This window comes from Rhodococcoides navarretei (genome assembly GCF_038069675.1).
In the GTDB taxonomy this organism is placed as follows: Bacteria; Actinomycetota; Actinomycetes; order Mycobacteriales; family Mycobacteriaceae; genus Rhodococcoides; species Rhodococcoides navarretei.
Genome location: NZ_JBBPCN010000001.1, coordinates 4700772 through 4716549, shown reverse-complemented (window position 1 = coordinate 4716549; position 15778 = coordinate 4700772). Strand labels below are relative to the sequence as shown.

The window sequence follows — 15778 nt, the reverse complement described above, 5'->3', positions numbered from 1 at the left end:
GTCTACTCACCTGTCGGGAAGGTTAGTTGCTCAATGAGTAAGTCAGTTGCCATTATCGGTACACGGGGATACCCGAGCTACTACGGCGGGTTCGAGACACTGATCAGGCGACTCGGGCCGTACCTTGTGGAGGCAGGCTGGGACGTAACTGTGTACGGACGCCCAGGTGCAGTCAAGACGGACGACCCGCTGCTGGACCCGCAGGTGACATCTGTGATGACGAAGGGCCTCGAAACAAAGTCCCTCAGCACTCTCAGCTACGGGATGACGTCTTCACTTAGTGCTGCCCGTCGCAAGCCAGACGTAGCTTTGATTATGAATGTTGCGAACGGGTATTGGCTTCCACTTCTCCGTTCTCGCGGCATTCCGACGGTGGTCAATGTCGACGGTATCGAGTGGGAGCGAGCCAAATGGGGCACCAACGCCAAGCGGGTATTCCGCGGCGGAGCTCGACTGACAGCGAAGTATGCATCGGAGCTGGTATGCGACTCGCATGAGATTCGACGGCGATGGCAGCGCGACTTCGGCCGCGATGGAGTGTTCATTCCCTACGGCGGCGACGCGCCTGATCGACTTCCGGTCGTCGAAGGCCTGAAGTCCAGAGAATACGTATTGATCGTGGCTCGATTCGTTCCCGAAAACACCGTTCCCGAGTTCCTCCAAGCCGCTAGGGAACTCAGTGAGAAGTGGGACGTCGTGATCGTGGGCTCTTCCGGTTACGGCGGAGAGCTTGACGTCGCGGCAAAGAAGTTGGCTGAACAATCACCTCGTGTGCAGTGGCTGGGACATGTGAGCAACGACCAAAAGCTGTTCTCGCTTTGGCAGCATGCAGGTGCCTACTTTCACGGTCACAGCGTTGGGGGAACAAATCCGGCGTTGGTCCAGGCGATGGCTTGTGGTGCTCCCACCATTGCCCGGGACACTGTCTATAACCGGGAGGTGCTCGGCGGGGCCGGAATATTCTGTGAGCCGACATCGACAAGCATTTCGCACGGTGTGCTCGGACTCATGGCTAATCCCGACCTTCGAGACCAAATCAGCCAGAAAGCTATCGAACGCGCCAGATCCGAGTACTCGTGGGACGATATCTGCGCAAGATACGATCGCTCAATAAGTCGGTTGGTTCGTACGTGCGAGAGTAAGAGTGACTTGAGATGAGTCGGACAGCGAAGCTGGCAAATAAGCTAATCGGCACCATCAAAAAATCAGACTATCAAGTGGACCCGCAAATCGACGCGCATTATATCTTTTCAATTATGGCAAAGCGGGGAATAATGAAAGCCGCTGGAGCAGTTCGATTCAGGACGCTTAAAAATAGTCCATTTGTGGGTCGAGGTGTCAGAATCAAGGCCAAGCGTCACATCGCATTGGGTCCTGGAGTCACTTTCGACGACGGCAGCTACATTGATGCGATGTCTTCGGGTGGTGTCAGTATCGGACAGAACAGTACGGTAGGAAAAAACACCAGAATCGAATGCGTCGGTAGCCTGAAGCATCTAGGAAGAGGATTGGTGGTCGGTGACAATGTCGGCCTCGGGACTGACTCGTTGTACGGATGTGCGGGTGGGATAAAAGTTGGAAACAGCACTATAGTCGGGAACTACTGTTCATTTCATTCCGAAAATCACATCTCCGCCGACCTACTGCTTCCGATACGCGATCAGGGCGTAACACATCAGGGGATATCTATTGGTGCGAACTGCTGGATTGGGTCTCGGGTAACCGTGCTCGACGGAGCGACGATTGGTGACGGATGCATTATCGCAGCAGGCGCCGTGGTGACTGCTGGCGAATATGCATCCAATGCTATATATGGGGGAGTGCCAGCCCGCTTTTTAAAGGAACGGAAATGACCCACGAAGATGCGCGCTCTATTTTGGTGTCACACCCCTCTACGGACCTTTACGGCTCAGATCTCCAGCTGTTGGAATCAGTAACCGCCCTAGCTGGATCGGGGTTTCCAGTGCACGTAGTAATTCCCCGCGAGGGCCCCCTCGAAAAACTTCTCGTCAACCGCGGTGCGACGACGGAAGTTATTCCCTTTCCGGTAAGTAGAAAGTCGGTACTGACCCCAAAGGCGCTGCCCGGATTTATTATTGCAAGCCTCGTCGCCACTGCCCGTAGTGTGCGCCTGTTGAGGCGTATGCGACCGGACCTGATTTATGCGAACACAATAACGGCACCTGTGTGGATATTGGCAGGTTGGCTGACTGGCACTCCAACGCTCTGCCATGTCCACGAAGCGGAGGAGACAGGAAGCCGTGTACTGCAACTGTTGCTCGCATCGCCGATGCTGCTCTGCAGAACAGTCGTCGTAAATAGCCTGGCATCGCGGAAAGTCATTTATGAATCATGGCCGAGGCTTAACGGTCGAATCAGGCTTATTTACAACGGTATTCCTCAAAGCCGTACAACGCCCACCGCTTTTCAACTCCCTAGGGTCGAGGGCATACGCATCGTACTGGTTGGGCGGTTGTCACCCCGAAAAGGAACAGATGTCGCTTTGGAGGCGTTAGCCCGCCTGGTTGAGCAAGGGCTTGACGCTTCTATAGCGCTCTGCGGTGACACGTACCCAGGATACGAGTGGTTCGAAGATAGATTACGACGCCGGGCGGCTAAAGACGACTTAAATGGTCGAGTGCATTTTTGTGGCTACGTCGAGAACGTGTCGTATTTTCTTGAGAAGGCCGACATTGTTCTTGTTCCATCGATAGCTGAGCCTTTTGGTAACGTGGCAGTCGAGGCGCAGCTTGCGTCGAGACCTGTAGTCGCGTCGAACGTTCAAGGCCTTGCAGAGATCATTGATGACGGTCGGACCGGGTTGTTGTGTCCTGCTGGTGACCATGTCAAGATCGCCGAGGCAGTCATGTTGCTTGTGAACGACCCGAGTTGGGCCGCAAAAATTGCGCAAGCTGGGCACGATTCAGCGGTCCAGCGATTCAGTGTGGAGCGTTACCGCGAGTCCATCGTCAGCGAAGTGAAAGAATCGATTGTTGCTCGAAACGCACATTACCGTCTTTTTGACCGACTGAGAGGCCGCCGCCGATGAGCGAACTTAGTCGCGAAGTGAGCCGAAAGCAGGTTCCGGTAACAGGGCTGTTGTCCGTCATCGTCGTTACGTACAACAGCAAGGCAGTAGTCAGTTCTTGCATTGATCCACTTCAGAATGAGACCGCTATCGAAATCATTGTCGTTGATAACGCGTCGACCGATGGAACTGCTGATTTCGTCCGCGAGCGATACCCGGCAGCGAAAGTCGTAGATAGTGGTGGGAATTTAGGATTCGCCAAGGGGGTCAATCTAGGTGCCACCTATGCAACTGGTGATGCACTTGTACTACTGAACCCCGACGCTTCGGTGAGTCACACAAACCTGCTGTCCCTTCGCCGAGTGCTAGCCGAGAATCCCGATGTCGGGGTTGTGGCACCTTTGCTGGACCATCCAGGGCGAGGCCTGTCCGTACGTGAAGCCGGGATGTCCCCAACCATCTGGCACGTCTTCTGTCACTACTATGGCTTGTCGCGACTATTCTCGAAGCGCGAAGCCTTTCGTGGGATGTACATTCTAAGATCTCAGAGTTTCGACAGCATTGATGTTGATTGGGTGTCGGGAGCGTGTATGGCAGTACCTTCCGAAGTCTGGGAGTCGCATGGCGGACTGTCGGAACGGTGGTTCATGTATGCGGAGGACGTAGAATTCTGCTTGCGCGTCAGGGATGGAGGCATGCGGGTGGTAATTTCCGGACAAATAGAAGGGACACACGGGCTCGGAGAAAGTAGCGGCAATCATTCACCAGACCCAACCAATGCGCTTTGGCTTACGAACTTGTTCGATCTTTATAAAATGGAGATCTCGCCGACTCGCTTGCACAACTTTCTGTGGAAAACAATCTTCGGTGGTGGTCTAGCTGTGAGAGCACTGGTGCTTGCGGCAAAGATGCTTGCGAAAGGCCAAGCGCCAAGCCGAAGTGCTGACTTTAGAAGATTCAAATTCTATATTCGCGAACTTTCAAAACAAGACAGTTTGCGAGGAACGAAATGATTGCCATGCCATTCACGCTACGTCAAAACGATAGGGTCGTTTCTGGTATAGCGATTGCGCTAGCGATCGGTATCGGCGCGGTGATAGCGCCAGCGGCGGTAGGAGGCGAGTACGTGATCGCAGCTATCGTTGGTGTTCTCTTGATCCTTGCCTCCGCCGCTCATCCGAAGTTTGCAGTTCTTTTGTGGCTGCTCTCTGCTTGTTTCTTACCGTTTTGGGTTGGTGTCGAGAACCCGTTCTACTTGCCAGCGAGTTCTCTCGCAGGGCTTCTTGTTCTCTGCGGTGCCTTTGTGAGGAATCCTTGGCGGATCGGACGAGTTGATACAGCAGTCCTCTTGTTCTGCGCCTTATGCCTCGTGTGCGGCGTCGTGGGACTCTCAAGGCCGGGCGACGTCACCAACGTCATGACGCAGTGGCTACTTTCCTTTGTTGTAGGCCGTCTGCTCGTTCAAAGGGCCGGGCTTCCTTTTACCTACCGTGCGATAGCCTACATATTTAGCGCTGCCGCACTCTGTTCGATGGTCGAATTCTTTTTCGACTGGAATCCATACTATGGGTGGGTAGTCGACAACACACAGTACCTCGCGTGGGGGCACGAACAAGATCGAGGAGGGATCGTCCGGGCGGAATGGGCATTTGGTCATTCGATTGCACTAGGCTGCGCCCTGGCCATGGCAATTCCCATCGTTTTCAACTGCAACTTTAAGTCCGTGATTCGTGCAAGTTTGATCGCCGTACTGCTCGGAGGTGCGGTTGTTTCGTTCAGTCGATCAGGCATGATCAGTGCCGTCTTCGCTCTTCTGCTCTCACTTTTGTTCTTTTCTGACAAGGAGAAGACTCGGGGTAGGTTGGCCGTGGTTTTCACACTCGGTGCTATAGCTTGGTTCGCAATTCCAAAAATTCTGTCCGTTTTTGCTGAAGAGGGTCGACGGGCGACAATTTCGGCGGACTATCGCCTTACTTTGATTGATCTAATTCCATCCATGAATCCTCTGGGATTAGCGAACGGCTACACCGAGCCCAATCGAGGAGAGTTCTACTTTCAAGGCTTTAAGTCTATTGATAGCACGTTTGTTCTTCTAGGCGTTAGCTTCGGATTCATTGTCGCCCTACTAGCGCTGGGGGGCGTTGGATGGCTTACGTGGCGCGTTGTGCGTCGCACATCATCTGCTCCCGCGATCAGCGTCTTGGCCGTGGTGCCGGCGCTGTTTACAGTGGCTCTGATAACGCAGTTTGGCTCTATATTCTGGTTCTTTCTCGGAATTTTGTCCTTGCATGACAGATTGAACCCAGACCGGAGGGTCAATGCTGAGGGGCAGGGTGACTCCTCACTTGTGGACGCCAGGCTGACCGAGACCAAGTCCACGGCAATAAGCAACAAGATAGGTTCGGTCAAAGATGTCTAGTCAAAAGAGACCAAAAGTCTTGGTGCTGTGGGCGGACCCAGCTGCAGAAAATCTAGGACTTCAAGCGCTCGCTGCTGGTGTGCGTGCTGTTGCGGGGCGGACTTGGGGTGAATGCGAGGTCACGTTTCATTCGCACAACACCCTTGCAACCCCGCTGCGAAGAAAATTGGCATTGCAGGACATTGGTCGACGAAGAGGCCCAATTGTGGGGTATCTTCGTCAATTCGATGTAGTAATGGACACTGGCGGTGGAGATAGTTTCACTGATATCTACGGCATTCAGCGGCTTCTCTTGATGGCCTACGTTCAGCGAGCGTGTAGGAAAGCTAAAGTGTCGTTGGTTATGACACCCCAAACAATTGGCCCTTTTCGGACCTACCTTGGACGCGTGGTTGCTTCTCGTTTGCTGACCAACGTGGACGTGTTGTGTACCCGCGACCCGATAAGCTCCCAAGTGGCAACGGGTCTTGGCCGCACGCCGGATCTTCTGGCAACTGATATGGCTTTTTCCTTACCGCGACCAACAGCAGTAGAGCAGCGCGACGTTGTTTTGAACGTGTCGGGGTTGTTGTGGCAGTCGAATCCGCATGTAGATTCTGTTAGATATAAAGCGAATGTTGTCGATCTGGTCGATCGGTTGCTTGCCGCAGACCGGCGCGTCACGTTGCTCGCACACGTGTTGGATTCTCCGGTTCCTGACAACGACGTTCCAGCTGTATATGAAGCCGCCGATGCAATAAGCGGCGAAGTTGAGATTGTCATCCCTAAAGATCTTGAGGAAGCCCGCAGGGTCCTAGCCGGCAGCCGTGTTCTAGTAGGTTCTAGAATGCATTCTGCTATTAACGCGTTATCTGTGGGGGTTCCTGCGATCTCGTGGTCGTACTCCAGGAAATTTGGACCACTTATGGATGCCTTAGGTTGGCAGCACACGATCGACCTCACTACCGGCGACGATCCAGTTCCAGAAACCTTACAGCTGATCACGGCCGACTCGTTCCAGATTCTGAAGGATGCAGCACCTGGTGTAGCAGGTTCTGCGGAAGAAAAGATCGAGAAGATGGTCGCTGTATTAAGCTCGCACGGCCTGTTTGTCTCGTTTAGCGGGGATCGGATGGCATGAGTCAAATACGACATGATGAACTTATGAATCGCACCGCCATAAGTCGAATTATTGCACGTTACTACAGACGGTTCCCCTTCGGTGGGCGGGCAGTCGGGCTAGCGGCAAAATTTGAAGGTGGCCAAATGTTTTCGCTGACGTTAAGAGAGGTTTTGCAACGCGACTACGGCGTGGTAGCCGGTTCGTATAGCTATGGTTCTTTGATGCAACCAGGATATGCAGATATTCATACTGTAATCGGACGATACGTATCGATTGGGCCTGGAGTCCGACGGATTGGTGCAGCTCATCCGCTAACCGATTTCAGCATGCATCCGTTCTGGTACAACCCTGCGCTAGGTTTTGTAGATAAAAATTCCGACGTCGAGCGAACTGCGTGCGTCATTGAGCATGACTGTTGGATAGGCGCAAACACTCTCATCCTACCTGGTTGTCGACGTATCGGTGTTGGGTCCGTGATCGGCGCTGGGTCTGTGGTTACTCGTGACATCCCAGACTTTGCCATTGCAGTGGGAAATCCAGCCAGGGTAATCCGCCAGCGGTTTGAACCGGCAGACGCCCAGCGAATTCTGGAGTCCCGCTACTGGGAGCTTGAGCCCGCGCGTGTCAAGGACCTACTCGCTTCTTTCCGTAACACCAAATCGACTCGCGGCTGAAATCATGGCGCTACCCCCCTGTTCTAAGATGGGCAAATTTAATTCACCTTTGCTGATATCGCTCAGTCGTGTGGCGATTATGATGGTTGCACTTGGTACAGCACCTATTATATCGCGCGAGCTGGGTCCGTCAGGCAGAGGCCTTTACGCGACATGTCTGGCGGCTCTCGGTCTGGCACCCGTGATAATAGGGCTCGGTATTCCGATGGCAATTCGACGTCTGGCCTCAATTATCGACCATCGCCCAGTGGTCCGAAGCGCTTACCGCATAGCGTTTCTGTTGCTCTCGCCAGCATTTGGGCTGGGTGTCGTAGTCTCGATACTGTTGGTTCCAAGCTTGACGTATTCGCAGCGGAACTGGTTCTTGGTAGCAATGTCAACTACTGCGTTCTTCGTGTTGGTGCTCTGTGCGCAGAGTGTGCTCATTGCGGCCCATCGCTACTCTGCGATTGCAGTGCTGCATTTTATTCAGCCTTCTGTCACAGCGATCGTTGTTTTCGTATTTTGGGCTTTCTCAGATCTCACGCTTGAGACTCTTTTGTGGGGATACGTAGCCGGCACGTCGCTTGCGGCTTTGACCGCGGTTGTCTTATTGAGAGTCAGCGTGCGCGGTCCGCGCATGTCTTTTGAGTATTTAGGTCGGCAGGGCATCAAGTACGCGGGTAGTCAAATCGCTGAGACCGCTGCGAGCACTGTCGTCTTGCTCCTAGCGGTAACCACCATGGGCTCGTATGAGGCTGGTTTACTGGCTGTCTCGGTTACACTCGCCACTCTCCCCCTAGCGCTCGGATATGCAATAGGATCTGCAGTGTTCGGAGGTGTCGCGTCTGCTAGTCCGACCGACTTGCCCAGAGCGAGGGCATCAGCGATTCGGGCAGCATTTGTTGTTGGCATTTTGGGCGCGGCCACTCTACTGATTGTTACACCCTACGGTTTGCCGTTGTTGTTCGGCAACGCGTTTTCGCCTGCGGTTCCGGCTGCTGTCGTTCTGGTCGCTAGTTCGTTGTTGCTGGTCGTAAATTATGTCGCAACGCAGGTGCTCGGCGCAGAGGGGCGTGGCGCCGCGATGGCATTGTGGCAAGTTGCTGGTTTAGTGGTCGCAGTCGTCGGACTTCTCTGTTTATCTGGAGATTTGGGCGCTTTTGGGGCTGCTCTGTCGATGGCGGCGGGGTGGTTGGTGACGTCTGCCGGTTGCTTACGCGCGTTGCGGGTCGGACCTTCTGTTTTGGTTATTCGCCCTGCAGATTTAAAGGCCTGTTTTGATCTGTGCATGCGGGGAAAGTTTATATTGACGAGTTAGTCCGACCATTAACGGCCCTGCCTTGTTCGAACGAATGTTCCCGCCGCTGCTTTGAGGCTGCTCTTGGTGGTTATGCTCAGGCGCGCGAGGCCGTAGCCGGAGTACCGGGGTGTGCACTTCCCTGCCAGTGTTCGTCCTAGAAGTCGCGCAGCCAGAGTGAATTTTCTGTCGACCTGCAGCGGCTGAACTGCGGCCACTAGCTTTAGGTCGAGTGGAGAGAGGGATAGAGCTCCGTCGCGGGTTGCCTCCGCTAGGAGTTTTTCTCCTCGCCGAGTCCTCGCTATTACTACCGACCTACCGTCTGCGTTCTCGAATGCGGGGTATCCCTTGCTGTCCACTTCCCAATAATCACCAACAGCGATATCGGCGTGTCCTCCAGTGCCATCGACACACAACTTGCAGCGCCATTGGACTGTCCGACCTAGGTGCGTTCCCCATGACTCGTCGTAAGACATCGTTCGAGATTCACCTGTTTTGAGTGTGATCCTAAAGGTTCCGGGCCATCCGTCGCCCCTGTATCTTAGCGACTTAATTTCGTCAGATGACGCATCCAAAAGATCTGCGAGTCCGTCGGTGGCCGATTGACGTGGTGTGCCAGCGCAAAAGAATGAAATCGTAATCGGGCGATTTTCTTCGGGTATCTTTAGCGCGTTCGATAGTTGTGCCAAGGCAGTAGCTTCACATGGTTTTCCTACGAGTGCGTGACGGTCGAAGTCCGATGGCGCAACCATGGGTAGGTTCGCTACCGGAGCGTAACGTGACCCCGCAGCCTTTATTGCGTCATCTCGCGAAAGTATTTTCAAAGGGACGGTATTCCTAGGGTTATTCGGGTCCTCTTGGCTTGCCACCACGGCACCCACTCGTTTTGTTTCAACGAGCCAATTCGTGAAGGCGGTTATCACGCCTGCACTGCTACCTGCCAAGCGAATCTCCGGATCCGTCGCCCAACCAACCCATGCGGATGAGTAGGAACCAAATGTATCGTCAGAATGCTGGTTTGGATGCTTGGTCGGTGCCGTCACTCGGATGCCAGGGCACATCGCTTTGAACCTGTCGGCCTCGATTTTAGATTTCGCTCTCGTTTCCGTTGGGCTGCGTGCGGCTAGGGCTGGGCGCATGTAACTGTCCTCGGCCAACCCGATCGTTATTCGATCGGAGACAAGTGCGCACCCTCCGCATCCGCTGCAATTGTCGTTCCTGAGAACTTGCATGACTGCCTGTTGGAGTGGATCAGTTCGCAAGACTCAAGCTCCTTGTATGGGTAACACTGCTCGTGCGCGTCAGCACTGCAGTTCGACGAAGTGTAGTTCGTTGTGGGCAGATTTCCCAGGCGCGGAAGTAAACGAGACTCTGTGTCTGCTTCGAACCCGATTCGGGTTCGTTAACTCTTAAGGGGGCACACGTGAATGGTAGCTTGCCTCAGCGGCCAACGGTCTAGTTATCCGCGGCCTATGAGGCCTGTAATTTTAAGGACTGCCCTCTTCTATTTGTCCGCTCAGATGTTGCGCGGATTTGGCCTACTTCTGGAAGACTGCGGGTTCATGCGGGGAATCATTCTGGCGGGCGGCACGGGCTCGCGGCTTCATCCGATCACGATGGGCGTGAGCAAGCAGCTGGTCCCGGTCTACGACAAACCGATGATCTACTATCCACTCTCGACCCTGATCCTCGCCGGTATCCGCGAGATCCTCATCATCACCACACCTCAGGACGCCGATCAGTTCACCCGGCTGCTCGGTGACGGCTCCCAGTTCGGCATCTCACTGACCTATAAGGTCCAACACGAGCCGAACGGCCTCGCCCAGGCGTTCGTCCTCGGTGCCGAGCACATCGGCACCGACAGTGCAGCACTGGTGTTGGGCGACAACATCTTCTACGGCCCCGGCCTGGGCACCCAACTCTCGCGCTTCGACACCATCGACGGCGGAGCCGTCTTCGCCTACGAGGTCTCCGACCCCACCGCCTACGGCGTCATCGAATTCGACGCCAACCGCAAAGCGATCTCCCTCGAGGAGAAGCCCGCCGCCCCGAAATCGAACTACGCCGTCCCGGGCCTGTACTTCTACGACAACGACGTCATTGCCATCGCCCGCGACCTGCAGCCCTCCGCCCGTGGGGAGTACGAGATCACCGACGTCAACCGCCACTATCTCGATGCCGGCCGCCTGCAGGTCGAGGTCCTGCCCCGCGGCACCGCCTGGCTCGACACCGGCACCTTCGACTCCCTCCTCGACGCATCGAACTACGTGCGGACCATCGAGCAACGCCAAGGACTCAAGATCGGGTCCCCCGAAGAAGTCGCCTGGCGGCGAGGGTTCATCACCGACGACGGACTGCGCGCCCGAGCGGAGAAGCTCGTCAAGTCCGGCTACGGCCGCTACCTGCTGGATCTGATCGACCGAGGGAACCGATGACCTTTCGCGAGTTGAGCATTGCCGGTGCCTACGAGTACACCCCACGTCAGTTCGGTGACGATCGCGGTGTGTTCTTCGAATGGTTCAAAGCATCGGCGTTCGAGGAGGCAACCGGGCGGTCGTTGGATCTGCTGCAGGCGAACTGCTCGGTCTCCGCCGCCGGGGTCCTTCGCGGGATCCACTTCACCACCAACCCGCCCGGTCAGGCGAAATACGTCACCTGCGCCCGCGGAGCGTTCCTCGATGTCATCGTCGATCTGCGGGTCGGATCCCCGACGTTCGGGCAGTGGGACAGCGTGCTCATCGACGACATCGACCGCAAAGCAGTATTTCTCTCCGAAGGACTCGGCCACGCCATCCTGTCCCTGGAAGACAACTCCACCGTCATGTACCTGTGCAGCCTGGAGTACACCCCGGCCTTGGACCGCGACATCAACCCACTCGACCCGGCGCTGGGCATCGACTGGCCCACCACCGGCCGCGACGGCTCACCTCTGACCTACGAGCTCTCCGACAAGGACACAGCCGCCCCCACCCTCGCCGAAGCCCTCGAAGCAGGGAACCTCCCATTGCTTCAGTAGTTTGTCCATAGCTGACAGCAGCTCGGGATCAGCGAGTGTCAGCGGTTACCAGAGATGACGTGGGCAACTGGTCTTTGTTCGTCGTCGCTTCACATGTGAGCGTGTCCATAGCAGAAAAACCATGCCTCACAGCGGAGTTCCCGTTCATGAATTGGGCTCGTCGCATTGGTGACACATCACAACCGGCAATTGACTTAATTGAGCCCGTATATCGAACGGATGAATTGAATCGCGTTAGGCCCGGGCTCATCCAGTGCACGGAAAGCATCCAGCTATGTAACGATTGAGCCACGCGGTGAGACGCTACGACGGATACGAAACGAACGAGGAGCACGAAGCATGGAGATACAGGATTATCTGCGAATCCTGAAGGCGAGGTGGATCATCATCGCCGTCACCGTGATCGTTGCCATTTTGGGAGCCCTGGGCGCGTCTTTGTTGACGACTCCGCTCTACGAGTCGAGCGCAAGGATGTTCGTGTCCACCTCTGGTGGTGCATCGGTGAGTGAGACTTACCAGGGCAACCTGACCTCACAGCAGCTCGTGGCTTCGTACTCGGAGTTGGCAACCAGCGAGGCACTGGCGGCTCGTGTCTTGAATGTCCTTCCACTCGGGGGAATGAGCGCGTCTCAATTAGCGTCGAAGGTGACGGCGTCATCGACTCCCGACACCGTTCTGTTCAATTTGACGGTGACAGATCCGTCGCCTGAACGGGCTCGTGACATCGCCAATGCTTTGGCTACCGAACTGACCGAGCAGGTCCGGGAACTGGAGACACCAGCCAATGGCGGGGACCCAGCAGCAGGTGTCAAAACGTTCCAGCAGGCCGAGGCGTCGTCCGCTCCGGTCAGTCCGAAGACCAAGCGCAATCTCGCACTGGGTGCGGCCGTGGGCCTGCTGCTCGGAATCGCGCTAGCGGTTTTGCGCGACCGCCTCGACAACACCATCAAGGGTCGTCGGGAGATCGAAGCAATCTCCGGCAAGGCGCTCGTCGGCACGATTCCGTTCGACAAGGAACGTAAGGTGCATCCGGCCGTCGATTTCCAGGACCTTGCCCAGTCGTCCAGCGCCGAGGCATTCCGCGAACTCCGCACCAACCTTCAGTTCCTCGAAGTCGATCATCCTCCGCGCGTCATCGTCGTCACCAGCGCGATCCCGAGCGAGGGAAAAACGACCACAGCGGTGAACTTGGCGATCTCGCTTGCCGAGGCCGGGCACCACGTCGTTCTCGTCGAGGGCGATCTGCGTCGTCCCCGCGTCTCGAAGTACATGGGCCTCATCGGTTCGGTCGGTGTGAGTACCGTGCTTGCGGGTCAGGCGAAAGTGGACGAGGTGCTTCAACCGACGAAGTACGAGGGTCTGCAAGCCATGGCCTCCGGTCCGATTCCGCCGAACCCGTCCGAGCTGTTGGGCTCGGAAGCGTCTCGCGCCATGCTGGTGGAACTGCGCTCGAAGTTCGATTACGTGATCGTCGATGGCGCGCCGTTGCTGCCGGTGACCGACTCAGCTGTCCTGACCACCCATGCCGACGGTGCGCTCCTGGTCACCCGCTACGGGCATACCAAGAGCAATGAATTGTCCAGGGCAATCGGCAATTTGCAGACAATCGGCGCGCACGTCCTCGGCGTGGTGTTGGCATTGACGCCCTCGAAGAAGGGCGACATGTACAGCTACTCGTACAACTACACCGCCGACACCAACCTGCCCGCACAGGTGACACCACCGGTTCCAGCGCCTGCATCTCAGGCACCCGCGGCCTCATTGGCACCGGTGTCCCCGCCCAGTCCCGCACCGGTACACGCTCCGCCGACGCGGCAGTCCGCCCCTTGGTCTGCTTCCGCGTCGCCTGCTGCCGGCCCGCGTACGGCAGAGGCGACGCAGGAAACTGAGTCCCACCCTCGACCCCGTCGGTCGGAGACTCCGCATCGAAACGGTACGGAGAACCCAAGGCTGCGGAAGTAGTTTGCGAGAGGGCCGGACTCACTTCGATCGTGAGGAGTCCGGCGTCGACCGTCTACTTGCCCCGATGACGATTCCCGCGAGGGTCTTCGACGCAGGAATCGTCATCGGCGTCGAGACGTCCGGAACCGGTACTGAAATGGCCCTGCGTCGATGCCCGATTCGCGCCGGACAATTCAGCCGTTGACCTATCTGTACCGCTAGACGTATTGGCACCGAAACGTCCTGATGCTCCGAGATTCGTGCCCGAGAACAGGTACATAACACCAGCAATTGTGGCCCTACCGGCGCACGGAATTGCGACCGTATTCGCCGACAAGTTCATTCACATGGATGAACTCGTCGGCTCATTTTCGACAGTCCGTTTGCTCGGCCGAAGAAATTGGATATGCGACTTACGGTGCGATCAGCACTGCGGAACGTCGATGCTGACCGTGGGCTGATCCACTAGAGGCTGCACGGGCACCGTCGCCTCTCCCGGAGCGGACGGCTCTTCCAGCTCCCACGTGACTGTCTGCGATTCACCCGGCGGAATGGTGAGGTACGCGGCCTGCACCGGCCGACCCAGCTCGGTGCCGGCCTGGATGGAGAAGCCGGTGATGCCGTTGACCTTCATGGACGTGATCTTCGCGCCCTGAGTGCCGTACAGATAGACGATCGACTCGTTGGTGCCGTACGGAACGTTGGACTGGAACGTGCTTGCCACGTAAGGCGTCAGGCCCGCGGGATCCACGTTGTTGGTCAGCGTGGCCGTGACCGTCGACTTACGGGTTCCTGCGGTGCAGGACTCCGCCGAATACGTGATGTCGCGAGTGAGGTAGTAATCGAGCTTGTTGCCGCCGGCGTTGTTGACCACCACGTTGGCGTACGGCGCGGGGCTGTCCGGCAACACGTGACCCACCTTGGTACCGGCCAGAATTGCCTGCTCGGCCGGGTCCGCACTCCACACCGCGATGCGGCCCTCGCTGCCGGCGCGGCCCACTGCGTCGAGCAGGGGTCTGGTGGGTGCCGCTCCCGTGGTCATCTTCTGCACCACGGCGGCAGCGATCTCCTGCAGATACGCCTTGCGGGCCAACTGGTCGTCGCCGAACCTGGAATAGGCAGTACTGAGGGTGATCTCGACGACGTTGTCGGCGGTGATCTGCTCGCCGTCGGCCAACGTGACCGGGCCGGTGGCACCGAGGATGTAGCTCAACGCAATCGGGTCGGTGGCGATGGCACCGTCGAGCACCTCACCCGTCTGCTCCGTCCACATGGACGACCAAATCTGCCCGGCATACGGAAAGTGCGGGCTTGCATTCGAGTTGCGGAAATCGGTGGTGGTGTTTCGCGGAGCCCACAGCGCGTTGTACTCGGGCCCCAGATCGATGGGCTGCTCCGCGAACTCGAGTTCGTTGTTGGCACCGAGAGTGTCGACGCGGGCCGTGCCGTTCTCGGCTCGAATGATGCCGTAGCCGCCGAGCAACCCGCCGGTGCCACGAGCTTCCGCATTGGTCTGGAACGCGAGGAAGTAACTGCGCGGGCCGTTGTCGCCGAGCATCGACGGCAGCAGTTCGCTGGCGATGCGGGTGTTGGTGAGCAGAGTCGCGAGCTCGTGCGTCTGATCGATCAGCGACGTCCGGGCCTCGTCCACCACGCCGAGGAAGGCGGGCTCGTCCACCTGCTGGGCGCGCTCACTGAGCTCGTCGGCTGCTGCGGAGGTCTGCTGCAGTACCGGTTGCGCATCCCGCAGGGCCGCAGTGTCCACCTTGCCACCGCCCTCGACGAGGCTGCTCGGATTCAGGCTGGCACCCGCGGCCGACGCGGGGGCGAGCACGTCAACGGCCAATCCCTGCACCACATCGCTGATCTGCGCTACCGATTTCAAGGGGCTACCGAGATAGGGAACGGCTGTGGCGATGGAGAACGGGATCGACGTCGTCGCCGAGACCGCATCGTTTGCGGATTCGGAGGCGCGCGCCGCTGCTGCCTCGGCTCCCGCCGAATCGCCGTCGAGCAACGCGTCCTTGGCCTGCGTGGCCGAATCGCGAGTGGCCGTCAAACTCGACTGCGCGGAATAGGCTTCGTAACCAAGCCACACCGCAAAAGCTATGACAATGACCAGAAATACCCCCACCGTGATGAGAATCGGCCGCTTTCTGCCCGATTTCCGACCACGGGTATCGGTGGAACTGATTGCCATCGTCGGTGGCCTCTCGGTCGAGGAAATGTATTCGAGTGCACAGCCTAAGGGGGAGTAGTCGATCTGGCGTACCTGTAGTGCGATCCAGGTAGAGCATTCACCCCGTGTCGACTAGTTTG

12 protein-coding genes are annotated in these 15778 nt (G+C 57.1%); 10 read left to right on the top strand and 2 right to left on the bottom strand.

Going from position 1 to position 15778, the window contains the following annotated elements:
- Positions 1-33 precede the first annotated feature (33 nt).
- The 7 genes from AABD04_RS22325 (at position 34) to AABD04_RS22295 (ending at position 8523) form a co-directional block, all read left to right on the top strand.
- On the top strand, positions 34-1158 hold the full coding sequence (locus tag AABD04_RS22325; protein ID WP_341442522.1) for a glycosyltransferase: 1125 nt from the start codon (positions 34-36) through the stop codon (positions 1156-1158).
- Positions 1155-1853 (top strand): acyltransferase, encoded by a 699-nt coding sequence (locus tag AABD04_RS22320; protein WP_341442521.1) that lies wholly within the window; start codon positions 1155-1157, stop codon positions 1851-1853. Before AABD04_RS22325 ends, AABD04_RS22320 begins: the two co-directional genes overlap by 4 nt.
- Positions 1850-3049: a glycosyltransferase family 4 protein gene (locus AABD04_RS22315; protein ID WP_341442520.1), complete on the top strand. Its 1200-nt coding sequence runs from the start codon at positions 1850-1852 to the stop codon at positions 3047-3049. Before AABD04_RS22320 ends, AABD04_RS22315 begins: the two co-directional genes overlap by 4 nt.
- On the top strand, positions 3046-4041 hold the full coding sequence (locus AABD04_RS22310) for a glycosyltransferase family 2 protein (RefSeq protein WP_341442519.1): 996 nt from the start codon (positions 3046-3048) through the stop codon (positions 4039-4041). Before AABD04_RS22315 ends, AABD04_RS22310 begins: the two co-directional genes overlap by 4 nt.
- A complete protein-coding gene (locus AABD04_RS22305) occupies positions 4038-5447 on the top strand; it encodes a hypothetical protein (protein WP_341442518.1) in 1410 nt (469 codons plus the stop codon). The genes AABD04_RS22310 and AABD04_RS22305 overlap by 4 nt, the downstream gene beginning before the upstream one ends.
- Before the next feature lie 22 nt (positions 5448-5469).
- On the top strand, positions 5470-6567 hold the full coding sequence (locus tag AABD04_RS22300) for a polysaccharide pyruvyl transferase family protein (RefSeq protein WP_341443112.1): 1098 nt from the start codon (positions 5470-5472) through the stop codon (positions 6565-6567).
- Between the two features lie 660 nt (positions 6568-7227).
- Entirely contained in the window at positions 7228-8523 is a 1296-nt protein-coding gene (locus AABD04_RS22295; RefSeq protein WP_341442517.1) for a lipopolysaccharide biosynthesis protein, read from the top strand.
- A gap of 8 nt (positions 8524-8531) precedes the next feature.
- On the opposite strand, the gene AABD04_RS22290 is transcribed toward AABD04_RS22295, so the two are convergent.
- Positions 8532-9563, bottom strand: a complete 1032-nt coding sequence (locus AABD04_RS22290) for a Coenzyme F420 hydrogenase/dehydrogenase, beta subunit C-terminal domain (RefSeq protein ID WP_341442516.1) — start codon at positions 9561-9563, stop codon at positions 8532-8534.
- A gap of 501 nt (positions 9564-10064) precedes the next feature.
- Here AABD04_RS22290 and rfbA point away from each other — a divergent pair.
- From rfbA to AABD04_RS22275, 3 genes are all read left to right on the top strand, one after another.
- Entirely contained in the window at positions 10065-10937 is an 873-nt protein-coding gene (gene rfbA / locus AABD04_RS22285) for a glucose-1-phosphate thymidylyltransferase RfbA (protein WP_341442515.1), read from the top strand.
- Positions 10934-11518 (top strand): dTDP-4-dehydrorhamnose 3,5-epimerase family protein, encoded by a 585-nt coding sequence (locus AABD04_RS22280; RefSeq protein WP_341442514.1) that lies wholly within the window; start codon positions 10934-10936, stop codon positions 11516-11518. The genes rfbA and AABD04_RS22280 overlap by 4 nt, the downstream gene beginning before the upstream one ends.
- Positions 11519-11857: 339 nt before the next feature.
- A complete protein-coding gene (locus tag AABD04_RS22275; RefSeq protein WP_341442513.1) occupies positions 11858-13480 on the top strand; it encodes a tyrosine-protein kinase domain-containing protein in 1623 nt (540 codons plus the stop codon).
- 403 nt (positions 13481-13883) lie between these two features.
- Here AABD04_RS22275 and AABD04_RS22270 read toward each other — a convergent pair whose 3' ends face one another.
- Positions 13884-15659, bottom strand: coding sequence for a DUF4012 domain-containing protein (locus AABD04_RS22270; RefSeq protein ID WP_423228178.1), 1776 nt, complete (start codon positions 15657-15659; stop codon positions 13884-13886).
- Positions 15660-15778 lie beyond the last annotated feature (119 nt).

What these genes read in the sequence shown, in the direction of transcription:
- AABD04_RS22325 (WP_341442522.1), top strand. Translation starts at nt 34, where the DNA reads ATGAGTAAGTCAGTTGCCATTATCGGTACACGGGGATACCCGAGCTAC.
- AABD04_RS22320 (WP_341442521.1), top strand. Translation starts at nt 1,155, where the DNA reads ATGAGTCGGACAGCGAAGCTGGCAAATAAGCTAATCGGCACCATCAAA.
- AABD04_RS22315 (WP_341442520.1), top strand. Translation starts at nt 1,850, where the DNA reads ATGACCCACGAAGATGCGCGCTCTATTTTGGTGTCACACCCCTCTACG.
- AABD04_RS22310 (WP_341442519.1), top strand. Translation starts at nt 3,046, where the DNA reads ATGAGCGAACTTAGTCGCGAAGTGAGCCGAAAGCAGGTTCCGGTAACA.
- AABD04_RS22305 (WP_341442518.1), top strand. Translation starts at nt 4,038, where the DNA reads ATGATTGCCATGCCATTCACGCTACGTCAAAACGATAGGGTCGTTTCT.
- AABD04_RS22295 (WP_341442517.1), top strand. Translation starts at nt 7,228, where the DNA reads ATGGCGCTACCCCCCTGTTCTAAGATGGGCAAATTTAATTCACCTTTG.
- AABD04_RS22290 (WP_341442516.1), bottom strand. Translation starts at nt 9,563, where the DNA reads ATGTGCCCTGGCATCCGAGTGACGGCACCGACCAAGCATCCAAACCAG.
- rfbA (WP_341442515.1), top strand. Translation starts at nt 10,065, where the DNA reads ATGCGGGGAATCATTCTGGCGGGCGGCACGGGCTCGCGGCTTCATCCG.
- AABD04_RS22280 (WP_341442514.1), top strand. Translation starts at nt 10,934, where the DNA reads ATGACCTTTCGCGAGTTGAGCATTGCCGGTGCCTACGAGTACACCCCA.
- AABD04_RS22275 (WP_341442513.1), top strand. Translation starts at nt 11,858, where the DNA reads ATGGAGATACAGGATTATCTGCGAATCCTGAAGGCGAGGTGGATCATC.
- AABD04_RS22270 (WP_423228178.1), bottom strand. Translation starts at nt 15,659, where the DNA reads ATGGCAATCAGTTCCACCGATACCCGTGGTCGGAAATCGGGCAGAAAG.